The 23,058-nt window shown below is 40.4% G+C and carries 17 protein-coding genes; 14 read left to right on the forward strand and 3 right to left on the reverse strand.

Features of this window, described 5'->3' with window-relative positions; genetic code table 11:
* Positions 1 to 360 precede the first annotated feature (360 nt).
* From WH223_RS14525 to WH223_RS14560, 8 genes are all read left to right on the forward strand, one after another.
* Positions 361 to 1,422, forward strand: coding sequence for a fatty acid desaturase family protein (locus WH223_RS14525; RefSeq protein ID WP_340048470.1), 1,062 nt, complete (start codon positions 361 to 363; stop codon positions 1,420 to 1,422).
* Positions 1,423 to 1,750: 328 nt separating this feature from the next.
* Positions 1,751 to 2,686: a hypothetical protein gene (locus WH223_RS14530; RefSeq protein ID WP_340048471.1), complete on the forward strand. Its 936-nt coding sequence runs from the start codon at positions 1,751 to 1,753 to the stop codon at positions 2,684 to 2,686.
* 575 nt (positions 2,687 to 3,261) lie between these two features.
* Complete coding sequence (locus WH223_RS14535) at positions 3,262 to 4,371, forward strand: efflux RND transporter periplasmic adaptor subunit (RefSeq protein WP_340048473.1); 1,110 nt, start codon at positions 3,262 to 3,264, stop codon at positions 4,369 to 4,371.
* Between the two features lie 124 nt (positions 4,372 to 4,495).
* A complete protein-coding gene (locus WH223_RS14540) occupies positions 4,496 to 7,660 on the forward strand; it encodes an efflux RND transporter permease subunit (protein WP_340048475.1) in 3,165 nt (1,054 codons plus the stop codon).
* Between the two features lie 34 nt (positions 7,661 to 7,694).
* Entirely contained in the window at positions 7,695 to 9,137 is a 1,443-nt protein-coding gene (locus WH223_RS14545) for a TolC family protein (RefSeq protein ID WP_340048476.1), read from the forward strand.
* Between the two features lie 39 nt (positions 9,138 to 9,176).
* Entirely contained in the window at positions 9,177 to 9,644 is a 468-nt protein-coding gene (locus WH223_RS14550) for a TetR/AcrR family transcriptional regulator (protein ID WP_340048477.1), read from the forward strand.
* 4 nt (positions 9,645 to 9,648) lie between these two features.
* Positions 9,649 to 10,569: a helix-turn-helix domain-containing protein gene (locus tag WH223_RS14555; RefSeq protein WP_340048478.1), complete on the forward strand. Its 921-nt coding sequence runs from the start codon at positions 9,649 to 9,651 to the stop codon at positions 10,567 to 10,569.
* A gap of 23 nt (positions 10,570 to 10,592) precedes the next feature.
* The gene (locus WH223_RS14560) at positions 10,593 to 11,639 is read left to right on the forward strand and encodes a hypothetical protein (protein ID WP_340048479.1); all 1,047 of its coding nucleotides are present in this window, start codon (positions 10,593 to 10,595) and stop codon (positions 11,637 to 11,639) included.
* A 209-nt stretch (positions 11,640 to 11,848) separates the two neighbouring features.
* Here WH223_RS14560 and WH223_RS14565 read toward each other — a convergent pair whose 3' ends face one another.
* Both WH223_RS14565 and WH223_RS14570 read right to left on the reverse strand, forming a co-directional pair.
* Positions 11,849 to 12,190 carry a hypothetical protein gene (locus WH223_RS14565; protein WP_340048480.1) on the reverse strand — a complete coding sequence of 114 codons (342 nt, stop codon included), beginning with the start codon at positions 12,188 to 12,190 and terminating at the stop codon, positions 11,849 to 11,851.
* A gap of 103 nt (positions 12,191 to 12,293) precedes the next feature.
* Positions 12,294 to 12,635 (reverse strand): hypothetical protein, encoded by a 342-nt coding sequence (locus WH223_RS14570; RefSeq protein ID WP_340048481.1) that lies wholly within the window; start codon positions 12,633 to 12,635, stop codon positions 12,294 to 12,296.
* Between the two features lie 281 nt (positions 12,636 to 12,916).
* Here WH223_RS14570 and WH223_RS14575 point away from each other — a divergent pair, with 281 nt between their 5' ends.
* Positions 12,917 to 14,158, forward strand: a complete 1,242-nt coding sequence (locus tag WH223_RS14575; protein ID WP_340048482.1) for a BamA/TamA family outer membrane protein — start codon at positions 12,917 to 12,919, stop codon at positions 14,156 to 14,158.
* 54 nt (positions 14,159 to 14,212) lie between these two features.
* Here WH223_RS14575 and WH223_RS14580 read toward each other — a convergent pair whose 3' ends face one another.
* Positions 14,213 to 15,364 (reverse strand): TlpA disulfide reductase family protein, encoded by a 1,152-nt coding sequence (locus WH223_RS14580; RefSeq protein WP_340048483.1) that lies wholly within the window; start codon positions 15,362 to 15,364, stop codon positions 14,213 to 14,215.
* Between the two features lie 180 nt (positions 15,365 to 15,544).
* Here WH223_RS14580 and WH223_RS14585 point away from each other — a divergent pair, with 180 nt between their 5' ends.
* From WH223_RS14585 to WH223_RS14605, 5 genes are all read left to right on the forward strand, one after another.
* The gene (locus tag WH223_RS14585) at positions 15,545 to 16,720 is read left to right on the forward strand and encodes an MFS transporter (protein WP_340048485.1); all 1,176 of its coding nucleotides are present in this window, start codon (positions 15,545 to 15,547) and stop codon (positions 16,718 to 16,720) included.
* Between the two features lie 6 nt (positions 16,721 to 16,726).
* Complete coding sequence (ribB, locus tag WH223_RS14590) at positions 16,727 to 17,368, forward strand: 3,4-dihydroxy-2-butanone-4-phosphate synthase (RefSeq protein ID WP_340048486.1); 642 nt, start codon at positions 16,727 to 16,729, stop codon at positions 17,366 to 17,368.
* Between the two features lie 158 nt (positions 17,369 to 17,526).
* Positions 17,527 to 18,096, forward strand: a complete 570-nt coding sequence (locus WH223_RS14595; RefSeq protein WP_340048487.1) for a Crp/Fnr family transcriptional regulator — start codon at positions 17,527 to 17,529, stop codon at positions 18,094 to 18,096.
* A gap of 143 nt (positions 18,097 to 18,239) precedes the next feature.
* The gene (locus tag WH223_RS14600; RefSeq protein WP_340048488.1) at positions 18,240 to 18,557 is read left to right on the forward strand and encodes a DUF6660 family protein; all 318 of its coding nucleotides are present in this window, start codon (positions 18,240 to 18,242) and stop codon (positions 18,555 to 18,557) included.
* Positions 18,558 to 18,738: 181 nt separating this feature from the next.
* Positions 18,739 to 23,055, forward strand: a complete 4,317-nt coding sequence (locus WH223_RS14605) for a CusA/CzcA family heavy metal efflux RND transporter (protein WP_340048489.1) — start codon at positions 18,739 to 18,741, stop codon at positions 23,053 to 23,055.
* Positions 23,056 to 23,058 lie beyond the last annotated feature (3 nt).

Raw genomic sequence — 23,058 nt, forward strand, 5'->3', positions numbered from 1 at the left:
TTTTATGCGTTTATCTACCGTCCATGTGTATGAGTCTGCAGGGAATAACGTTCATGATTTAGAAAAGGAGGAGAGAGGGTGTTCAATTTATAGATACTCATGGTTATTCGTTGTTAATGAGTCTGTTTTGAATGGTTGTTCTTTAGGATTAGATTCAAAAAAACGATTTCGTTATTAGGAAGTTTTCGTCTTTTTAACCTAAAAAGAACCCTTCAGTAGCTGCCTAAAAGTGATGGTAAAAAAAGAATTAACAACTTAGGGAAAGTTCGCAAAGGTGAAACAATGTTAAATTATCATATAAATAACATAATAAAACCAATTGTCTTATTTCTTATGCCTATATTGGCTGCAATATAATATATGAAAACGTCAGTAAAATTCGAAAACAAAGATAACTTATTCTCTAGGGCACTTAAACTTAAGGTGAATGATTATTTTAGTGTAAACGGTAGGAATAAAACCGGAGGTAGTGGAATCATGTTAAAGGCTGGAATTCTTTTCTTGCTATTTATTGTTTTCTATATTACGCTCGTATTTATTCAGCCTATATGGCCGATAAGTTTGATAATTTGCATCTTCCTAGGGATGAACCTTGCGGCCATTGGATTTAATGTAATGCATGATGCAGGACATGATTCTTTCTCAGAAAATAAACGTCTTAACACCGTTCTTTCTTACAGCTTGAACTTGCTAGGTGGTAATATTTATTTCTGGAAACTTAAGCACAATATCGCACACCATACCTATACCAATATTGACGGTGAAGACCATGATATTGAGGTGAAATTCATGCGCATACACCACGATCAAAAACTGGAAAAATACCACCGCTTTCAGCGCTTTTATTTTCCATTGTTGTATGGTGTTTCTTATTTAGCTTGGATCTTTTTCCAGGATTATGAGAAGTATTTCAGTGGACGTATGGGTAAAACTTCCGAGAAGTTTACCTTCCCTATGCGTGAGAAGTATATTTTCTGGACGAGTAAGGTAATCCACCTATTGTTGTTTATCGTGATACCCATTATTTTTGTGGGTTGGCTACCTACCTTGATTGGTATTGTAGTTGCAGGTGCGGTATGTGGAATGAGCTTGGCGACAGTTTTTCAATTGGCGCACGTAGTGGCATTAACAGAGTTTAAAACCATTGATGAATCTAAAGTAAAAGAGGAGTGGATGATACACCAAGTACAATCTACAGCCAATTTTGCAACAAATAGCAAGGTGTTGACGTGGTTGCTTGGCGGGCTTAACTTTCAGGTAGAGCATCACCTTTTTCCAAAAATTAGCCATGTGCACTATCCAGCATTGAATAGATTGGTAAAACAAACATGTCAAGAATTTAATATTCAGTATAACGAATTTGATAACTTTTGGGGGGCTTTTAGATCGCACGTTAACGTGATTTATGCCATGTCTAAATAAGTTTTAAGATATACGATGAGAAAAGGGCTATGCCCTTTTTTTTGTGCCCTCTCCACAAGGATTTCGTCTGTAGTAAGTATCGCAATTAGGTTACCTAAGCATTTAATAGAAAGGGTAATTAGCATGGTGAACTCTTCTTTTATTACATTTTGTTAACCTTTACACTACTAAAAATTAGTGTGAATATTCTATCTGCTTTTTCTATTTTTGCCACAACGTAAGGGGAATATGCTCTTCTGTTAACCAACTATTTTTTAACGATTACATCCAATTGTATATACAGGTTTTTATGAATTTGTTTAATGTGGATATATAAAAGTATAACATAATGATTTTTCCTAAGGCTAAAAAATTAGCACGTGAATTGGATTGGTATACGGCCAAAGACCTTGTATTTGGACTGTATAAAGGATATTTTTTTAGTGTCGGCGATGCAGCGATAACCAATAATCCGCAGTACAAATTTGTTGTTGTCAAAACCGGAGAGCTGACTGACGAACAGGTTGCTATTGTAGAAAAAGCACTTTTTGATAATAAGTCTGTGTTGAAGTTTACCATGTTTAGAATTACTAAATATGGCCTACATTTTGAGTTCCATGAAAATTTTAAATTTACGAAGCTAGAGCGTGTATATGCATTATTCGACTTTGCCGTTGATATACTGAAACAGGTAGGGGTTCCAGAGCAGAATAATTGCCATGATTGCGATACAAAGGAGCGTATTCAGTACTATAACATCAATGATGAAGGTGCTATATTATGCCCCTCATGTGCCGGCAAGGTAGAGGATACCTTCAATGAGGCGGCGAGAGAACGTGTGTTATCAGAAAAAGGCTACCTAGCTGGATTTTTAGGCGCATTGGCATTCTCTATTCCTGGAATTATAGCCTGGGTGCTTGTTTCTTTTTTCTGGGGAAAGCTGACTATTGTTTTGATTCTTGCTATTTCGATTTTAAGCTTTAAAGGCTATGTTTATTTTAAAGGTAAGCAGGGGACAGGTACGCGCTATCTGATTTTTCTATCTACCATTGTAAGTGTTATCATTGCCAATACCGCTACTATTTTAGCGGCATTAATGAATGAAGGTTTCGACTTTGACCATTCCTTAGGTATTATGTTTGAAGATCAAGAGGTATGGAGCATTTTGATTCATGATAATTTATTATCACTAGGCTTGTCTTTAATCGGTGGTATCTGGATTATGTCTTCCTTGAAACATAAAGAACTAAGTATTATCCCTGCTAAGAAATTTGTAGAAGCTTAGTTTAGTGCTTATTGCTTAACCTGTGCAGCACGGGGTAATTGCTGTACGATAAAGGATAGTAGTCGATTTTTTTTAGAAAGTAAAGCTAATTTCCTTTATCCTATGTAGAGGTGTATCCAAAGTGTTTAGGCATTGACATTTCCTTTTTACATCCATATTCTTGTCTTTAATTACCAAGCGTTTTTACGCTTGTTCTTTCCTGCTTGACACTTTTTATTTATACAAAATCGTGTTTTCTTTTTGGTGTATCTCTAGTATCGATTGATTGTTGTAAAGATCAAATTGAAGCTGATAATTCCTGTTTAAATCTTTATTTTTCCTGCTTTAATCCTAATCTTAGTTTGTTGTGGTTTTGTTACTTGGTTGATATACAGTGTTTTTGTTTGTTGTTTTACGAGATATGAAGTTTAGTTTTTCAACTTGTTTTCAACCAATAAAGGCTGAAAATATCGAATTGTCAGCTAGATGTTATAACCGCACGATGCGTCTTTTTTACAAGTATTGGAATCTTTCTGCCTTTTTTCCGGTTTGAGCACAGTATAATTTTGCTGCCGATATAAATAAAAGGATAATATATGAAGATGAGAAGCTTTCTTATGACCTGTGCGGGTTTAGGAATTAGTGCGGGTTTGTATTCCTGTAAAAACCAGGAGGCTCCCAAGCAAGAAGTGCAAGAGCCTGAAGTTACAGTGGCGCAGGTGCATCAAACGAATGGCATTGTGAAAAACACCTATTCAGCAGCCTTAGAAGGGGTGCGTAATATTGAGATACGACCACAGATTTCTGGATATCTAAATAATATCTATGTTGATGAGGGGGCTTATGTAAATGCTGGGCAGCTACTATTTAAAATTGATGACCGTCCGTTCCAAGAGCAATATCGTACAGCAAAGGCTGCAGTAGCAGTAGCTGAGGCAAATGTTAAAAATGTAAAGATAGACCTTGACCGTAAGAAAGAATTGGTGGAGAACCATATTGTTTCAGACCTCCAGGTAAGCCAAGCTATGGCTACATACGAAGGAGCACAGGCCGCTTTAGAGCAGGCACGTGCGGCGGCGAGTTCTGCTAAAATCAACTTAGACTTCTGTGTAATTAAAGCTCCAGTTTCTGGTTATGTAGGACGCATCCCATTCCGTTTAGGAAGTTTGGTGAGCGCAGCATCTATGGAAGCGCTAACGTTAATCACCGATATCAATGAGGTTTTTGGTTATTTCAGTATGAGTGAATCTGATTTTGCTGCTTACCAAGAGTGGACAGCTACACATAGCAAGCGTGATTCGGTAACATTAGTATTGGCTAATGGATCGGTATACGGTAAGCGTGGGGTAATCGATGCTGTGACGGGTCAGTTTGATAAAAATACAGGATCTATTGCTATTCGTACCAAATTCCTTAATCCGAAGCGTGAATTGCGTGCCGGTAATACAGGACGCATTGAGATAGAGCGCCACATGGAAGGTATTTTGTTAGTGCCTATAAAATCAACTATTGCCGTTCAAGATAAAATATATGCATATGTACTTGGAGAGGGCAATAAGGTTAAACAAGCTTTATTGGAAGTTGTCGGCAAGACTGCTGAAGACTACTATGTAAAGTCTGGACTTAGCGATGGACAAACCATTCTTACAGGAGGCTTAGGCTTCGTTCGTGCGGATATGGTTGTTAAACCTAAACAAGCGCAATAATTTAGAAACGTTTTTTGCATGGAGCATTGTTGTCGTAAAGCAACGAAGAGCTATGCTATTGCTTTTTAAAAGCCAATAGGACTGTCTCGCTCCATCAGTAAGCATCTGATAGAAGAAAAATATTATGCTAAAGAAAATAATTAAAAGGCCAGTTTTGGCCACTGTAATCTCCATCTTGCTTGTGATTTTGGGGGTGGTATCGATGCTTTCGCTTCCGATTACCAAGTTCCCTGAGATTGCACCACCAACGGTTATGGTGGTTGCCAACTACCCAGGAGCAAGTGCTGAGGTTATCTCGAGGTCGGTAGCACCGCCATTGGAGAATGCCATCAACGGGGTGGAAAATATGGACTACTTGACGTCAACAGCGAGTAATGACGGTAGTTTGATGGTCAACGTTGTCTTTAAATTGGGAACAGACCCCGATCAAGCGGCCGTTAACGTCCAAAATAGGGTGTCACAAGCAACAAGCATGCTGCCTGCGGAGGTTAACCAAATTGGGGTAACCACCATGAAACGTCAAAACAGTATGGTAGCTATGGTTACCCTATATGCTGATGAAAAAGGAGTCGATGAGTTGTTCTTAGAAAACTACGCGAAGATTAATATCGTTCCCGAGTTAAAACGTATTGCGGGTGTTGGTGATGCGCAGGTATTTGGTAATAAGGATTATGCGATGCGTATATGGTTGGATCCACAGCGTATGACAGCTTATGGCATTACCCCTCAAGAAGTAGCTGGTGCTATCCAAGCACAAAATAAAGAGGCTGCTCCAGGTAAATTTGGAGAAAGCTCTAAAGAGCTGATTGAGTATACCATTCGTTATAAAGGGAAATATACAGAGCCTAAAGAATATGAAGGTATTGTAGTACGTGCAAATAGCGATGGATCATCTTTGCTATTAAAAGATATCGCTAGTGTTGAATTTGGTTCATATACAAATACAATTACGACGAACTTCAATAATAAGCCAGCGATTATGGTGGCACTTTTCCAAACAGCAGGGTCAAATGCCAATGCCGTAGAGATTGCGATGAACAAACGCTTGGAAGAGCTGTCCGCATCTTTCCCTCCAGGGGTGAAGTTTTCCGTTCCTTATAGTTCTAAAGAGTCATTAGACGAGTCTATCTCTCAGGTAATCCACACCTTGTTAGAGGCTTTCGTATTGGTATTTATTGTGGTATTTATCTTCTTGCAAGATTTTAGATCGACGTTGATTCCTGCGATAGCAGTACCCGTTTCTATTGTGGGTACGTTCTTCTTCATGCAGTTGTTTGGTTTCTCCATCAACTTGTTAACTCTATTTGCTTTGGTGCTCGCCATCGGTATCGTGGTGGATGATGCCATTGTCGTTGTGGAGGCTGTGCATGCTAAAATGGAGAAGAAAAAGCTTGGTGCTCGTGCAGCAACGATGTCGGCGATGAGTGAAATTACAGGCGCTATTATCTCCATCACTTTGGTGATGTCGGCGGTATTCGTTCCTATTGCTTTTATGGAAGGACCTACGGGAGTTTTCTATCAACAGTTTGCTTTGACCTTAGCAATGGCGATTTTAATTTCGGCCGTAAATGCATTGACATTGAGTCCAGCACTTTGTGCGATTCTTTTGAAGCAGCATGATGCCGACCATAGCGACCATAAAGCAAGTTTCAAAGATCGTTTCTTCGCAGGCTTCAATGCGGGTTTTGATAAGCTTACCAATAGATATGTGAAGTCTATCATCTTTTTGGTGAAACGTAAGACGGTAGCTTTCTCTGCATTGGCACTTTTTATCGGTCTATTTGTTTATGCTTTTAGTTCAACGCCAACAGGCTTTATTCCAGATGAAGATCAGAGTTTCTTGATGGTTATTTCGAATAACCCTCCAGGATCATCATTAGACCGTACGGAAAAGGGAATCAAAGCAGCCGAAAATACATTGAAATCTCACCCTGCTATTGAAGATATTATCACAATCTCTGGTTTGAACATGATGAACTTCAGTACATCTTCTTCTTCTGGGGTATTGATGTTGCGCTTAAAACCGCTGAAAGAAAGAGGCGAGGTGCAGGATATCAACGAATTGACAGGACAGATGCAAGGGATGCTGATGGGAGCAGGTGAAACAAACTTTATGGTAGTAGGGATGCCTACAGTACCTGGTTTTGGTAATACCTCTGGTTTGGAAGTAATCTTGCAGGATCGTAATATGGGCAGCTTAACGGCTTTCAATGATGTATCTAACGATTTCGGTGCCGCTTTAATGGCTCGTCCAGAAATAGCATTCTCGTTTACAACCTTTAACGCTTCTTTCCCTCAATATGAAATGAAGGTTAATGAAAACCTAGCGAAGCAGCTTAACTTGGATGTTGCTGATGTGTTAAATGTCGTTCAGGCATATTATGGTAGTATGCAGGCATCAGATTTCAACCGTTTCGGTAAGTACTACCGTGTGGTGATGCAGGCTGATCCGAAGTTTAGAGCAGACCCTAGCTCCGTAGAAGCAATCAATATCAAAAATAAATTAGGACAGATGGTGCCGCTCAGAAGTGTTGTTGAGTTGGAGCAAGTGTCGGGTCCTGAAAATGTGGAGCACTTTAACTTGTTTAACGCCATCAACCTAACGGTGATGCCAGCTCCTGGCTTCAGTACAGGGCAGGCGATGGCGGCTATTGAAGAAGTTGCAAAATCTGGATTACCCCAAGGATACGGCATAGACTGGAAAGGAATGAGCCGTGAGGAGCGCAGCGCTTCAGGTCAAACGGCTATGATATTTGGGCTGTGTATTGTATTCGTATATTTCCTTTTATCCGCTCAATATGAAAGCTATATCCTACCATTTGCCGTTCTATTGGCTATTCCGGTTGGTCTATTGGGTGTATTCTGGGGTATATCTATTGCCGGCCTAGCCAACAATATCTATGTGCAGGTAGCGCTGGTGATGCTTATAGGTCTCCTCGCGAAGAATGCGATTTTGATTGTAGAGTTCGCTTCGCAGCGTCGTCGTTCAGGTAAGCCGTTGGCTGCTGCGGCTATTGAAGGCGCTAAGGCGAGGTTGCGTCCGATTTTAATGACCTCTCTTGCTTTTATTGCAGGTTTATTGCCTTTGCTATCAGCTATCGGTCCATCTGCAATTGGTAACCACTCTATTGGTTATGCATCTGTTTTCGGGATGCTGGCCGGTACCGTGTTAGGTGTGTTCTTTACTCCAATTTTATTTGTGTTGTTCCAGTATATACAGGAGCGTGTCAGTGGTAAAGAAATTAAAGATGAAGAGTGGGAGTATGATGAGGAACAGACCTTATCTTAATTACCTATTTTGAATTTACTTAGAATACAGAAAAATGAAAGTTTTTAAATATATATATGTTTCTGGAACGGCTGTGCTGCTGTTGACGATGACAGGCTGTAGTGCTCCCAAAGAGCTACAACATCCACGCGTGGAGCAGGACGCCCTACCTACAGCATTTCGTCTTACTCATGAAGAGCTTGCAACAGATAGCTTATCCAACTTGGCAGAGCTTCCGTATCAGCAGTTTTTTCAAGATGCCTACTTAATAGGGCTTATTGATACGGCATTGGCACATAATAACAATATGCTGGTGGCAGTTAAGCAGATAGAAATTGCGCAAGAAACCGTTAAACAGATGAAATGGGGCTATTTGCCGACAGTTGATCTTGCGGTTGGTGCGGCCAATATCAACAGACCATCAAACAACAGTATGAATGGAATGATGGCTAGCCAGTTTATGGGTAAAAGGTACATGGAGGATTATTCTACCACCCTTTCCGTATCATGGGAAGCTGATATCTGGGGTAAGATCAAAGAGCGTAATGCGATGGCATTAGCGGGGTATTTAGAAACGCAAGAGGCTGTAAATGCCGTGCGTACAAGCCTTATCGCTAATGTTGCTCAAGGTTACTATATGTTGTTACTTCTGGATCAACAGACGCAGGTAAGTCAGCAAAATTTAGCCATTATTGACAGTACGCTAAACATTACCAAAGTGCAACAGCGCTTGGGATTGACAACGTCATTAGCTATCAAGCAACTTGAGAATAACCGCGATAACCTCTTGAAGTCTATACGTATTATCGAAGAGAATAAAGCGGTTCAGGAAAATGCGATGAGTGCTTTGTTAGGACGCATGCCGCAGGAACTTAAAAATAGAGGTAGTCTTTTAAATATGCAGGAGGTTCAAGTTTTTGGTACCGGTGTGCCTGCGGAGCTTTTGAGCCGTAGACCCGATATTAAGCAAGCAGAGCTTACCTTGACACGTTCGGTTTCAGAAATCAAAGTGGCACGCGCAAATATGTATCCATCGTTGCGTATTACAGCACAAGGCGGTCTGAATGCTTTCAAATCGAGCAACTGGTTCAGCATTCCTGGGTCCTTATTTGGTACGGTTGCCGGATCACTTACGCAGCCTATTCTTCAGGGAAGACAGCTGAAAACGGCCTATAATCAAGCTACGATTCGTAGTGAGCAGGCAGAATTACGCTATAAAGAAAGCATGCTGCAGGCGGTAACAGAGGTGTCAACTATCTTAGAACAGTTGGCTTCACTACAAGAACAGCAGCAGGTAAATGAGCTATTAGTAGATCGTAATCGGGTGTTGTTGAAAGATGCTAATATCTTGTTCAAAAATGATATGGCTAGCTACTTGGATGTTTTGGCTGCGCAGCAGGTAAAATTGCAAGCAGAGCTTGATCAAATATCTGTAAAGAGCAGGTTGCTACAAACGCAGGTAGCTTTGTATCGTGCGTTAGGTGGTGGTGTTATATAACACGATAAAATAGGTTTGTATCATTAATAGCTAGTCAAAGTGTCTGAAAATTCAAATTTTGTACTCGATACGGTAGAAGGGATAAAGCCCCTTCTAATTAGTAAAGGTTTCAAAGCGGTCACGTTAAATGATGTTTTGGAAATCGCACAATTACCAAGAAGCACTTTTTTTGAGTATTTTGGAAGTGTGGGACAATTATACGAGTTGGTTTTGTATAGCGAATTATCAGCTTGCTATCAAGCAATTTATACGAAAATAGAAGGTATCCTAGATTTCGATGTTCTTTTAGAAAAGGCAAAGAAATATCGTGCCCAGTTTATCGTCGAAAGTAAGGTGTTGAGTCTTTATTTTCAAAGCTACTCGAAGTTGCCTATGCGTTTTGGGAAATTGAAGCGAACTGTGGTAGAGATGGAGCGTGAGATGTTTTTGTTTGTATTCTCGGAATGGTGGAAGCCTGAGCACAACAAAAATAAAGAAAGTATTGTTCAACGTGTAATTCAGTATTAAAGCTATGAAACAGGCTATATCATACTTATCGTTTTCAGATTTTCTCACCGAGAGAAATGAAGAGGTACTCTACGATGGACTAATTGTTCTCCAAACAACAAAAAGAGAACTGTTAGAAAATTGGCGTACTATTCCTAGTCGAATAGATTATCTAGGAGCCTGTCTGGTACGGACAGGTTCCTTTAAGATGTTCGTTAATTTTAAGGAATATACTTTCTCCGCTGGCGATATGATTTTCTTGTCACCCAACCAAGTGACACAGATGTTGAACTATAGCGATGACATTGAGCTCCTTGGTGTTTTTACGGATCTTGATTTTTTTCAAGAAGTAGGCTTGCCGATGTATAAAGCTTTCTCCATGGAGAGCTTAAGCCCTGAAATAGATAGCCACATCAGTTTGAACGCTAAGCAGAAGCAGCGCTTTATAGCGTATATCGAAAATTTGAAGCTGCAGAATATAGCAACTGGCGATACGTTGTTTAAGCATGAGATTATTAAGATGACGCTGATGCTTTTCTTCTATGAAATCAATGCTATTCGCAACTCCAATTTGGCGAAGGCAATGCCGGGCTTTGAGCATAAGAATAAGATGGTCATGGATTTCCTGACCTTGGCATCAAAAAACTTTAAAAAGAGTAGGAGTATTCAGTTTTATGCGGATGAGCTTTTTATTTCACGCAAACATTTGACGCGCATCGTAAAGGAGGTGACAGGAGCAGGACCGAAGTCTATACTAGATGAAATTGTGATTGCAGAGGCTGTTATTTTATTAAATATATCGGCTTTGACCGTCAAAGATGTCATGCATGAGCTCAATTTTACCGACTTCGGAAGCTTCAGCAAGTTTTTTAAAAACTACCTGGGTAAGTCTCCATTGGCATATCGTAGTGAGATTGCGGCGAAAGGAGTAAGTTCAATAGCGTAATGTAGTTTATCGATGTAAAAGCAATGGAAAGCAATAACGAACCTTTAGGTCTTAACAATGATATTTTCTATAGTGTAGTCTTGAATAATCTAGCGGCTATGGATCGAACGGAGCTGTATCATTTTTTTAAAAAGCGCTATGCCGCATTATTGCCCGTGCGTGTTCGCTATGAAAAAGATGTGAAGCTGCTGAATCTATTGCATAAGGCCGAAAAAAGTCATTACCGTCTATTGCGTAGCCGATTGGCTCACTTATATTTTCGCATTGCTCGTCTTTTAGGAAGCCGTTATTTTATAGCAGATAGCAAGAAAGAACGTGAACGCTTCAGGGAAATCATTATCACCGCCTGTTCCCTCGCTTTTGAGATGAGGGCGCCTACGGCGAAAGAACTGTCGTTCTTTTTACAATGGGGAGAAGTACAGGGAGGCGCTGCGATTGATAGTGATTACCTAGAGTTTAATCTTGTGTTGGACTTAGCTTTGGAGAAAATTGATGAAGAAGCGAAGGGTATGGACAGTGTCGATCTTGAAAAACAAGACCTTTCAACACGACGACGCCATAATTATAGCAACTCTACGGAGGAGCAGGATAAAGTAGAACAGCTTTATCAGTTTCTGAAGAATAAGCCATGGCAGCAAACGGAGGCTTCACGGCTAGCGTTGAGACAAGAGCAGCAGGTAGAGCAGGAATTGGAAGAAGCCTATTTAACAGCAGACTATATGCGCCTTCTCTTGCTTGAAATAAGGCTGATGTCACTAGTGCCTTGTTATCTGGAAGAGCTTGATGCCGAGAAACTTCGTTGGTTTATTGTTGCTATAGAATGGGAGTGGGCTGATGATTATGAACAAGATGAAGAACTGAGCGAACAGCTTGGTTATCCTACGCTTATGATGTATAGAATGTTGGAAGAAGAACCTGATGCTACAAAATTTGGTGTCATCATGGATGCGGTAAATTTTGATGAAATCGTCATCAGTTTGGAGAATGCTTTTGATTATATGGAGCGGTATCCATCCGTAGAAAGGTTACAAAAAATGATTCATAATTTGTGGACTAGCATTCGAATGTGAAGTGCACATAAAGAAAGATATATAAGATTTTATAGTAGTAATAGGTTGTGTTAAGTAGGGCAGAAGATGGCTATCTCTTAAGCCGTCTTCGCCCTCTTTTTCGCCTCGTATTTCCATCCTGTTGTAGTCAGGATTCCATTCATAAATACACTAAATTTAAAGGGATTTTCTGTACGGGAAGGCCCTTTTTTTGGGTAAAGACTACTTGATTATTCGGAGAAGCTATCCGTGCAGCTGCTGTAAACACCTTTTACATTTTTTACATCCTCAAATTTTTCAAAGATGACTTTCTTATCGTCGCAGGTATAGCCATATGCAGGTGGTATTGTATTACAACTTGCACATACGATATTCGGGAAATAAACGACTTCGCCCTTATAGGTACCTTTAAAAAGTTGACCTTCCATAAGTATTGGTTTTGTTATACAGGTTAGTTCTTCTTTAAAGCGCTCTTTCATAGCAAGAGCACAGGCCGAAGTATCGTATGTTTTTTCTTTTTTACAGCCGAGAAATAAGATAATAATTGTTGCAAATATGGTTAATCTTTTCATGTTAAATTGTTCTTTTGGTTGGGTGATATATAGTTTGCCGTTCTGTTTAAATCTTTATGAAATGAAAGATGGTAATCAGTTTTTGTAAAACTAGTTTTGTCTTTTAAAGACTTTTTTCGAAAGTGTCTTCACAACTGTTGTAAACGAGTTTTCTATACTTAACATCATCAAAATTGCGGAAAGGAATTTTAGTTTTAGCACAGGTGTAGCCGTAGCTTGGGGACTGCGCATCACAGGCAGGACAAACGAGCATCGTGAAATAGACTTGCTGTCCCTCATAGTTACCAACGAACAGGTTGACTTGCATTTCTCCCGCTTTGCTGCATTTCAATTCGTCTTTTAGAAATTCTTTTAGTTCGATAGCACAGTTTTTTGTGCTGTTCTTGTTCTCATTACAGCCCGTAAGGCATAATGCTGCTAGCAATAGAAGGTGAAATCTTTTCATATTTAATTGGTTGTTTGTTTAATAACGTGAAGATTACCTTTTTTGCTACACAGTACCGTAAAGAATAAGCTAAGGTGGGTGTGCTTATGTCGCTTATAGCTAGTGTATAGCGTAAGAGTAAGCAATTTGATTAAGGCTATGGCATGATTATAGCTTTAAGTAGCAAAGGATAGCCAAAAGGTAGTTTATAATAGCCTATTTTTTGTATTTAAGCACTCAGCTACCATTGTTACTTAAATAAAGCATAATCCTTACATTCGTGTTAAAGCCATAAATATACTATGCAGTCAATAATCAGCAGTGAGAGAGTTGCTTTGATGGTTCTGTCGTGCATGGTGTGTTATTTTGCCCATGCGCAGCGACCTGCCAACGAAATCGAAATTAGTAAGTATCATACGGATACCATTTATCAACGGGATTTGATTGATATTGGTAAGCGTTTGTTAAACGTTAAACCCCCAGAGGATAAAGATAGTACAGGAAAGAAGTTTTATTTTTCATTTTTACCCTTCTCAACTGCCGTTCCTGGTGGTGGGCATGCACTGATTACAACGACAACAGCAGGATTTTACTTAGGAGATCGGAAGGACACCCACATGTCCCGCGTTACCTTTACACCTTACACTAATTTTGGTCAACGCTTTGGCTTTCCAATACGTTCCTATGTATGGCTGAACGAAAATAAATGGGTGATAGATGGCGATATTCGTATTCTTAAATATCCACATGATACTTGGGGATTAGGAAAAGAACATGCCGCAGAAGACTATCTACGAATGGATTATACCTATTTAAGGGTATATCAACACGTATTAAAAAGAATTAAAGGTGGTTTTTTCATGGGAGGCGGTTACGATTTAGATTATCGTATGAATATCCGAAGCCGCGATGATATGCCTTTGGCTGAATATACCGATTATACACATGGTACAAGCAACAAAGGAAGCTCCACCTCTTCAGGTGTTAGCTTAAATTTGATTTACGATACACGCGCTAACTCCATTAACCCTTGGGATGGCTACTACGCCAATTTACAATGGCGTATAAACCCTAAATTTTTAGGTTCCGATGAATCGTGGCAGTCTTTATATTTTGAAGCGAAGCGTTACCATCGCTTTACAAAAAATAGAAATAAGCAAAATATGTTGGCCTTTCGCCATATTTTCTGGACGGTATTTAACTCCAAAGCGCCTTACTTGGACTTACCCAACTTGGGGTGGGACCCTTACAATAGCTCGGGACGTGGCTTACCCCTTAGCCGTTATCGTGGTAAGTCTTTGTACTACTTAGAAACAGAGTATCGACGTGACATCACTAAAAATGGACTCTTAGGTTTTGTTGCTTTCACCAATTTTACGACGGTGAGTGGGCCGGAAAGCACACTCTTTGGTACGTGGAATATGGCTGGAGGAGCAGGAGCTAGGATTAAGTTTAATAAAAACTCAGGTACCAATATTTCTATCGACTATGGTGTCAGTAAACATTTTAAAGGTGTAAGCCTATCCTTAGGGGAAGTTTTTTAGCCTTAAGTCTCTAGCATGAATTTACGCTTATTTTAAGAATTCTACCTTCAGTTCTTATAGTAATTGCTGCAATAGCTTTTCTAATTTTTCCGACTGCGGCGAACCTTGAAATATGAGTTTTCCTTGCTTATTGAGAAGTATAACTGTAGGATACCCTATAATGCCATAAGCCTCACTAACCTTATTGTCTTTATCCCAGACGCTCATATAGTTGGGGCTATTTTTGTCGATGAAGAACTGTATGTCATTTACGGTATCTCCAGCGTTTATACCCACAACCTGTAGTCCTTTAGATTTATACTTCTGTTTTAAAGTATTAAGCTTCGGTACAGCAGCAATGCAGTAACCGCAGTTCTTTATCCAAAATTCTAGCAACGTAGCTTTTCCAAGTAGATTAGCAGATTTTATAATTTCGGTATTTTTCACATTGGGAAGTTCCCAGTAGGGAACAGTTTCGTTCAGTGCTAACGTTTTTATAGGCTTATCTTCCTTGGGTTTGTAGTTTGCATAGTTCGAGTAATACCAAGAATTTTCTGGCGGAGCCTTAGCTATGTGATAGGTGAAGCTTGTTTTTGTGTAATCATCCTTTGTTACATCATTCGTTGATAGGATACTTTTTGGAAGAAAGCTTTCTTTGTCAATCACTATGGTATAGATGATATTTCTTTTGGCCGTTATAGTTTGTATATTTCCTAGATTTCCTAATACTTTTTGTCCCATATGAATTTGTACACTATAATAGGAAGCGGTACTCTTTTCCAGATCTAGAGATTTCAGAATGCTGTCGTTATTTAGGATTTCTGGCAATGCATATTTCCAAGTTATGGGACTGATGTTGAAAAACGTATAGCTGCTCAACTGCTGCATTTTAGCTTGTTTGTGAAGTTCAATCTCTTGCTTCGGAAGGTCTATTTCAAAAATCTCGGCACCATTGTAAATGATCTCGCTATTTGCTCTAGCGAATTGAAATCTAAATCCTAATGGGTTTTGGTGTTCCGTAAAGTCTACATATATCTTCCCTGTATATAATGATTTGTAGTTTTCAGATATATAGTTGATGTCTAATTGATAGTCGTAGCTCAGTTGTTGCTGTTTATTGATAGCTTGAGCAGCTTTATGAAGGATTTCATTTACATTTTGGCCAAATGTAGTCTTGCTCAGCATAAACAAACTGCATAAGAGTATATAGGTAAGGCGTAAAATCATTCGTTAGCTTGTTTTTTGACTTATAAAAATAATAATTTGCTGATAATAAATATTTTATTGTCGCCTTGTTTAACGTTTTTTATGTGTTGTCGATTTTTTCTGTTTTTTTGACCTAGGTCAAAGTTTTCCAATTTTCCAGCTTTGATATTTGCACTCGTATTATGTAAGACAATATTATTTATGCGAGTTACCTTAGAAAAGGGCCAAACCCTTAGTTTTTATAAAGCCACAATGCCGATTATTATTTCGGTATTTTGTGTCTATCTCACCATCGGATTAGCCCTAGGCGTTCTTCCCAAATTTGTGCAGCAAACTTTAGGCTTCGACAGCTTTGTTGTAGGCCTCGTTATAGGTCTGCAGTTTCTGTCAACCTTGCTTACGCGGGCATTCTCGGGCAAGATGACCGACACTAAAGGAGCAAAGCAAAGTAAGGTGCTCGGCGTCCTCCTAGCTGTTGTAGCAGGCTTAGCATATACGCTATCAGCCTTTTTTTACAGTAATAGTGCATTAGCCTTAGCACTTCTGCTCTTGGCACGTGTCATTCATGGCGTAGGCGAGAGCTTCTTAGTAACAGGAGCTATGGCTTGGGCTATTGGCCTTGTCGGAGGAGCCAATTCCGGCAAAGTGATGACCTGGAATGGTATTGCTATCTATGCCGGTATCTCCATAGGAGCACCTTTAAGCATTTGGGTGAGTATTGCCTATGGCTATCTTCCAGCTTTTGCCTGTATGATGGTTTTACCACTATTGGGGATGCTGTTTACAAATCATCTACCGACGCTAGAGGTTGTCAAAGATCAGGTGCGTACGCCCTTCTATAAAGTTATAGGTGCTATTTCAGGACAAGGCTTAAGCCTTGCTTTCTCCTCTTTAGCTTTCGGATGTATAGCTTCTTTTATCGCGCTGTTCTTCGCTGAAAAGAATTGGGGAGAGGCCTCTTTAGCGTTTATGGTGTTCGGTTCATGCTACGTCTTGACGCGCATCTTTTTTGCATCATTCCCAGATCGTTTTGGCGGTTTTAAAATAGCCTTAATTTCTTTACTTATCGAGATTGTTGGACAACTGCTCATCTGGACTGCAACAGGAAAGACGATGGCGATTATTGGTTGTGGACTTACTGGAGTGGGCTTTTCGCTTGTTTTTCCAGCTCTTGGTGTTTTAGCGTTGCAGAAAGTAAGCCCGCAGATGCGTGGTACCGCTTTGGGTGCTTATGTAGCTTTTGTCGATCTATCACTAGGTTTAGCAGCGCCATTGGCCGGTTTAGCGGCTTCATATTTTAATTATCAAGCGGTATACCTTTTTGGCGCCATCAGCTGCGTGCTGTCGATTGTAGTTTTAATGTTTAATAAAAAATAAAATTTAATGAAAGATACGTTAACAGAATTTGGAGTTGATGCATCGGCACGTGTGGAGCGTGCCTTGCAGGAGTTGCAAGCAGGAAGAGGTGTTTTGCTGATTGACGATTACGATCGCGAAAATGAAGGTGATTTGATTTTTTCAGCTGAAAAGATGAATCTAACAGATATGGTGCAGATGATCCGTTATTGTAGTGGTGTTATTTGCCTATGTATGCCCCATGAAAAGGCTGATAAATTAGATTTACCCTATATGGTAGCGGAAAATGCAAGTCCGTTTCAGACACCTTTTACTGTTTCTATTGATGCTAAAAGGGGCATCACAACAGGTTTGTCGGCTGCCGACCGTCTAGCGGCTATCCAAGCGGCTACGGCCGACGATGCGGTGGCTACAGACCTAGTACGACCGGGGCATATCTTTCCGCTGCGTGCACATGCGTATGGCGTTCTTGGCAGAAATGGACATACCGAAGGTAGTGTAGACCTGATGAAATTGGCTGGTTTAAAGCCGATGTCTGTACTTTGTGAATTGATGAATGACGATGGTACCATGTCTCGTCTACCGCAGATTATTGGTTTCGCTAAGCATCATGGCATGATGGTGCTCGCTATTGCAGATATTATCGCCTATCGCAAAGCCAAAGCATAGCCTGTTGTTTATTTATATTCCGCTGCGCGGGATTATTTGTACGCTTCGCTTGATTGTCATCCCATCTCTAGTATATTTGTAGCGATGGGAGGGCCGGCGAATTTAAAAATCCCTTTTCTTCCATTCACGCATGAAAGTCTTTACTATCGATTTAAGCATTGGAAGAATTACTCGCCTCCTATATTAAAAATGTAATTTCTGTCAATGACACGGAAATGCAGCTTATTCTTTCCTTTTTCAAGTTTAAGAAGTTGAAAAAGAATGAGCTTGTGTTACACCATGGAGAGGCTAGTCAGCGTACTTTCTTTGTGATTAAAGGATGCCTCCGTATTTTTTATATTGATGAACAAGGTGTAGAGTCTACACGTTATTTTGCTTTTGAGAACCAGTTTGCAACGGCTTTAGTGAGTTTTATAACTGCCAAACCTTCAGAAGAACTGATGCAAGCGGTAGAACCTACGGAGGTATTATACATTAGCCATGAGAATTTTTATCGTCTTTTAGAGCTATTACCTCAATGGGAGAAGTTTTACCGAATCTATTTGGAGAATGCTTACGTTAACAATACCAATAGGCTACAGTCTTTCTTTGTGCAAGATGCATTAACAAAGTATCGCTACCTCTTGGAGGAAAACCCCATTATCGTTCAACGTTTGTCCAATAAACTTGTCGCTTCCTACCTCGGCATATCCCAAGCTACACTAAGCCGCCTAAAAGCGAAGAAGTAGGGAGTCTCTTCTAGTAGTAAAGGTTGGAAGATGTTATTTTACCATTTCATACGGCTGTTTAATTTGTAAGAAAATAAAAGAAAGCAATAAAAAAAGATTGATTCTATGTTATTAACCAGATTATTCTTAATTTTACTTTTATAATGAAATGGATAACAGGCATATTACTTATTTATCTCGTAACTCTTTTTGGAGTTCCGTGTAGTGATAGCGTCGTTATACATAATGATAGCATCGAAAATACAAATGCTTTAAGCCATAGCCACGATACGGAAGACTATTGTTCTCCTTTTTGTGCATGTGCATGCTGTAGTGTTACTATTGCTATGTTAAAGATTAATTTACCGGAGTTTAGCATACCGCTACAGGAGTTTGGTAGCAATAAACAAAGGGTAAAGAAATACTTCGCTGTTTCCAATTACTCGGGAAGCATCTGGCAACCGCCAAAATTTAACGTCTAATTTTTTTCGAACGTATAGGCTAATGGACTAGGGAAAACCTGTGCCTTGAAGTGGAGTATAGCATTTTATGCTGGGCTCAAGTGACTTCTGCTATACCTATATCGTATCGATATTCCCTTTTTCGCTTTCGACGAAGGAGGTGTTTCCTATTCTTTATTAGACGTTAATTAACAGATATATTGTGTTAGATCGTATTATTAAATTCAGTATACAGAACAAGATTATCATTGGTTTGATGACCTTGTTGCTAATCATATGGGGGGCCTGGAGTGCCACAAAATTACCCATAGATGCCGTTCCTGATATCACCAACAATCAGGTTCAAATTTTCACTTCTTGCCCAACATTGGCTGGCCAAGAAGTCGAACAGTTGGTTACTTTCCCTATTGAGCAAAGTATTGCCAATGTTCCCCGCATTGAGGAGATACGTAGTATTTCACGTTTCGGTTTATCCGTAATTACAGTAGTTTTTGAGGAAGATGTCGATATTTATTTCGCTCGGCAGCTGATTAATGAGCGCCTGAAAGAGGCTGTTGATCAGATTCCTGATGGCGTAGGGGTACCAGAGATGGCACCTGTCAGCACAGGTTTGGGGGAAGTGTATCAGTATATTATACACCCTAAGAAAGGTAGTGAAGGCAAGTACAATGCTAAAGACTTGCGCACGATGCAGGACTGGATTGTGGCTAGACAGTTGTATGGCACACCAGGTATTGCGGAGGTGAATAGCTTCGGTGGTAAGCTAAAACAATATGAAGTAGCGGTAAACCCTGATCGTCTACGAGCAATGGGGGTAAGTATACCCGATATTTTCACCGCTTTAGAGAAGAACAACCAAAATACAGGAGGTGCTTATATTGACAAGAAGCCAAACGCCTATTTTATTCGTGGTATTGGCTTGGTTACCTCGCTGGAAGATGTCAACAATATTGTCGTTAAAAGTACAGGCTCCGTACCTATTTATGTGCGTGACGTAGCTACAGTGCAGTTCGGTAGCGCCGTTCGTTATGGTGCCTTAACCTACAATGGTGAGGTCGATGCCGTAGGTGGGGTTGTCATGATGTTGAAAGGAGAGAACAGTAATGAAGTGGTTAAGCGTATTAAAGACAAACTGCCTACCATTGAGAAATCATTGCCCGATGATGTGACCATTGAGCCTTATTTAGACCGTACAGATTTAGTCGATCGTGCAATACGTACGGTAGAGAAAAACCTGATCGAAGGAGCATTGATTGTGATTTTCGTCTTGGTTTTGTTTCTAGGTAACATGCGTGCTGGTTTAATCGTTGCCTCAGCTATTCCGCTAGCATTACTTTTTGCTTTAGGCATGATGAATGTATTTGGGGTAAGCGCCAATTTGATGAGCTTGGGGGCAATCGACTTTGGATTAATTGTCGATGGGGCCGTGATTGTCGTCGAAGCGACGATGCATCACTTAGGCTTGCGCAAATCGGTGAATAAGCTCACGCAGGAGGAAATGGATGAAGAGGTCTTTGTATCGGCGTCCAAAATACGGACGAGTGCTGCTTTTGGTGAAATCATTATCTTGATTGTATACATTCCAATTTTGACGCTTGTTGGTGTTGAAGGAAAAATGTTCCGTCCGATGGCACAAACAGTAGGTTTTGCCATATTTGGGGCCTTAATCCTTTCTTTGACGTACATACCAATGATGTGTGCTTTATTCCTTTCTAAAGAGCCTCATCATAAAAAGAACTTTAGCGACCGCATGATGGATAAACTGCAGGTGGTTTATCAACCGTTATTGCAGAAAGCAATACGCATTAAATATATTGTTGTTGCAGCAGCAGTGGGCCTGTTTGCCGTTAGTTTATTCTTTTTCTCCCGTATGGGGGGAGAGTTTATCCCGCAATTGCAGGAAGGTGACTATGCGTTCCACTGTATTCTTCCACAAGGAAGCTCCTTGAATCAAAGTTTGGAAACATCGATGCAAGCATCACGCATTATCAAAGGTTTTGACGAAGTGAAAATGGTCGTCGGTAAGACAGGGGCCGCCGAGGTACCTACTGATCCGATGCCACCGGAGGCAACCGATTTGATGGTCGTGTTAAAGCCACAATCGGAGTGGACCTCTGGTCGTAGCTATACCGAATTGGCCGATGAGATGATGGAAAAACTGGAAGTCATACCAGGGGTGTTTTTTGAGAAAAATCAGCCTATTCAGATGCGTTTCAACGAGCTGATGACGGGGATACGACAAGATGTAGCGGTTAAGATTTTTGGTGAAAATATCGATACGCTAGCTGCTTATGCACAAGAAGTGGCTGCGGTAATTCAAGCAGTGCCAGGTTCAACACCTCCACAAGTGGAGCGTGTGGGTGGTTTACCGCAAATTAATATAGAGTATGATCGCACACGTATAGCAAACTACGGATTAAGTATTCAAGATGTAAACGATGTGGTAAGCACGGCTTTCGCCGGAAAAAGTGCCGGTCAGGTATATGAAAATGAACGACGTTTTGATTTGGTGGTTCGTTTAGATAGCACACATCGCAGCAGTATTGATGATGTGAGCAATCTGATGATTCCAACGGCGGCGGGGTTGCAGATTCCGCTCTCGCAAGTAGCAACAATTAATTATAAATTGGGCCCGGCACAAATCAGCCGAGAGGCTGGAAAACGACGTATCGTTATCGGCTTTAACGTTGATGGTCGCGATGTGCAGTCGGTGGTAGAAGATATTCAGAAGCAGCTTACGGCTAAGGTAAAACTCCCTCCAGGTTATTATTTCACCTACGGAGGGCAATTTGAGAACCTTAAAAAGGCAAGCGATCGCTTGATGATTGCTGTGCCTGTTTCGCTGTTGCTTATCTATATGCTGCTCTATTTTACGTTCCACTCCTTTAAGCAGGCGACCTTAATTTTTACGGCTATTCCGATGAGTGCTATCGGTGGTGTCTTCGCCTTGATGCTACGTGGTATGCCTTTTAGTATTAGTGCGGGTATCGGTTTTATTGCCTTGTTTGGTGTCGCTGTGCTGAATGGCATTGTGTTGATAGGTACGTTTAACCAATTGAAAAAAGAAGGTGTTACCGATGTACTAGAGCGCGTCAAGGAAGGTACGCTGACACGTCTTCGTCCGGTATTGATGACCGCTATGGTAGCATCGTTAGGCTTTTTGCCAATGGCTATAAGTTCGAGCGCGGGTGCCGAGGTACAAAAACCATTGGCTACAGTGGTTATTGGTGGATTGATTACGGCTACATTCCTGACCTTATTCGTCTTGCCTTTATTGTACATTATTTTTAGTTCAAAAATTAACTTAAAAGGGAAAACTATGTTGAAGACAACTTCTGTAATTATCTTTTTTGTGTTCGCGGGGCTATCTACGGCGTATGGGCAGCAACGTATATCTGTTGACCAAGCTATAGAAAAAGCCTTATCTAGCAATTTGCAATTTGATGTTAACGCAGCACAAATACGGACGGCTTCATACACGGTTAAAACGGCTAATGAAATCCCTAAGACCGGTATTTTCGCGGAGAACGAAGACTTTCGTCCTTCGGATACACGGGGAGTTTTGAAAGTCGGCGTTTCGCAAGATATTGCTTGGCCGGGTTTGTATACGGCACGTAAAAACTATTTTAAAGAACAGTTGAAATCTGTAGAGCTCAATACGAATGTGCTGCAAGCAGTAATAAAAAGGGATGTCCGCACTGCTTACTATCAGTTGTGGTATCTGCAGGATAAACAGACCCTATTCCATCGTTTGGATAGCATCTACACATTGCTTTTGAATACAACGGAAGTGCGTCTACGTACAGGGGACGTGGCTAAGCTTGATCAAGTAGCAGCGGAAGCTAAGCTGCGCGAACTGCAGGCTTTCATTGAGCAAAATAAAAAGGAAATGACTATTCAGCAACAGCAGCTTATGATGCTGTTGAATCAAAACGAATGGTTGCTACCGGCCGTTGAGCCATTGAAGAAGCTGGAGGTTGCTTTGTTGGAAAATGGAGGGGTACACCCTCTAATCGCCTTACAAGAGCAAAATATACAAGTAGCAGCTTCTAATATTGACGTGCAGAGAAATGGAAATAAGCCTGAGTTTTCAGGACGCGTATTCAGTCAACGTCTATGGGGAGCTAAAGATCCATTTACAGGCGTTTCGGTGACCGCTTCTTTTCCTTTGTTTGGCTTAAGTGCTTACCGTAATAAGGTGAAAGTCGCCGTAGCTGAAAAAGAGGTGCAGGAGAAAACATTGGATTATGAAACGCAAGTTTTGCAAAATCAAAGGCTCTCTGCTATCGCAGAAATAGATAAAAACTTCTCTTTATTGAATTTCTATGAAACAGCAGGCTTGCGACAAGCCGAGGAGATTATCAGCGCGGCGAGTTTGAGCTACAGAACAGGAGAAATAAACTTTGCAGAACTAAGTCAGTTCTTGAATCAGGCCATTGGTATTCGTCAAAACTACTTAGATGTTTTAAATCAGTATAACCATTCGGCAATCCAGTTCAATTACTTCAATAACAAATAAGAT

The organism is Sphingobacterium sp. MYb382, assembly GCF_037572665.1.
Lineage (GTDB): Bacteria > Bacteroidota > Bacteroidia > Sphingobacteriales > Sphingobacteriaceae > Sphingobacterium.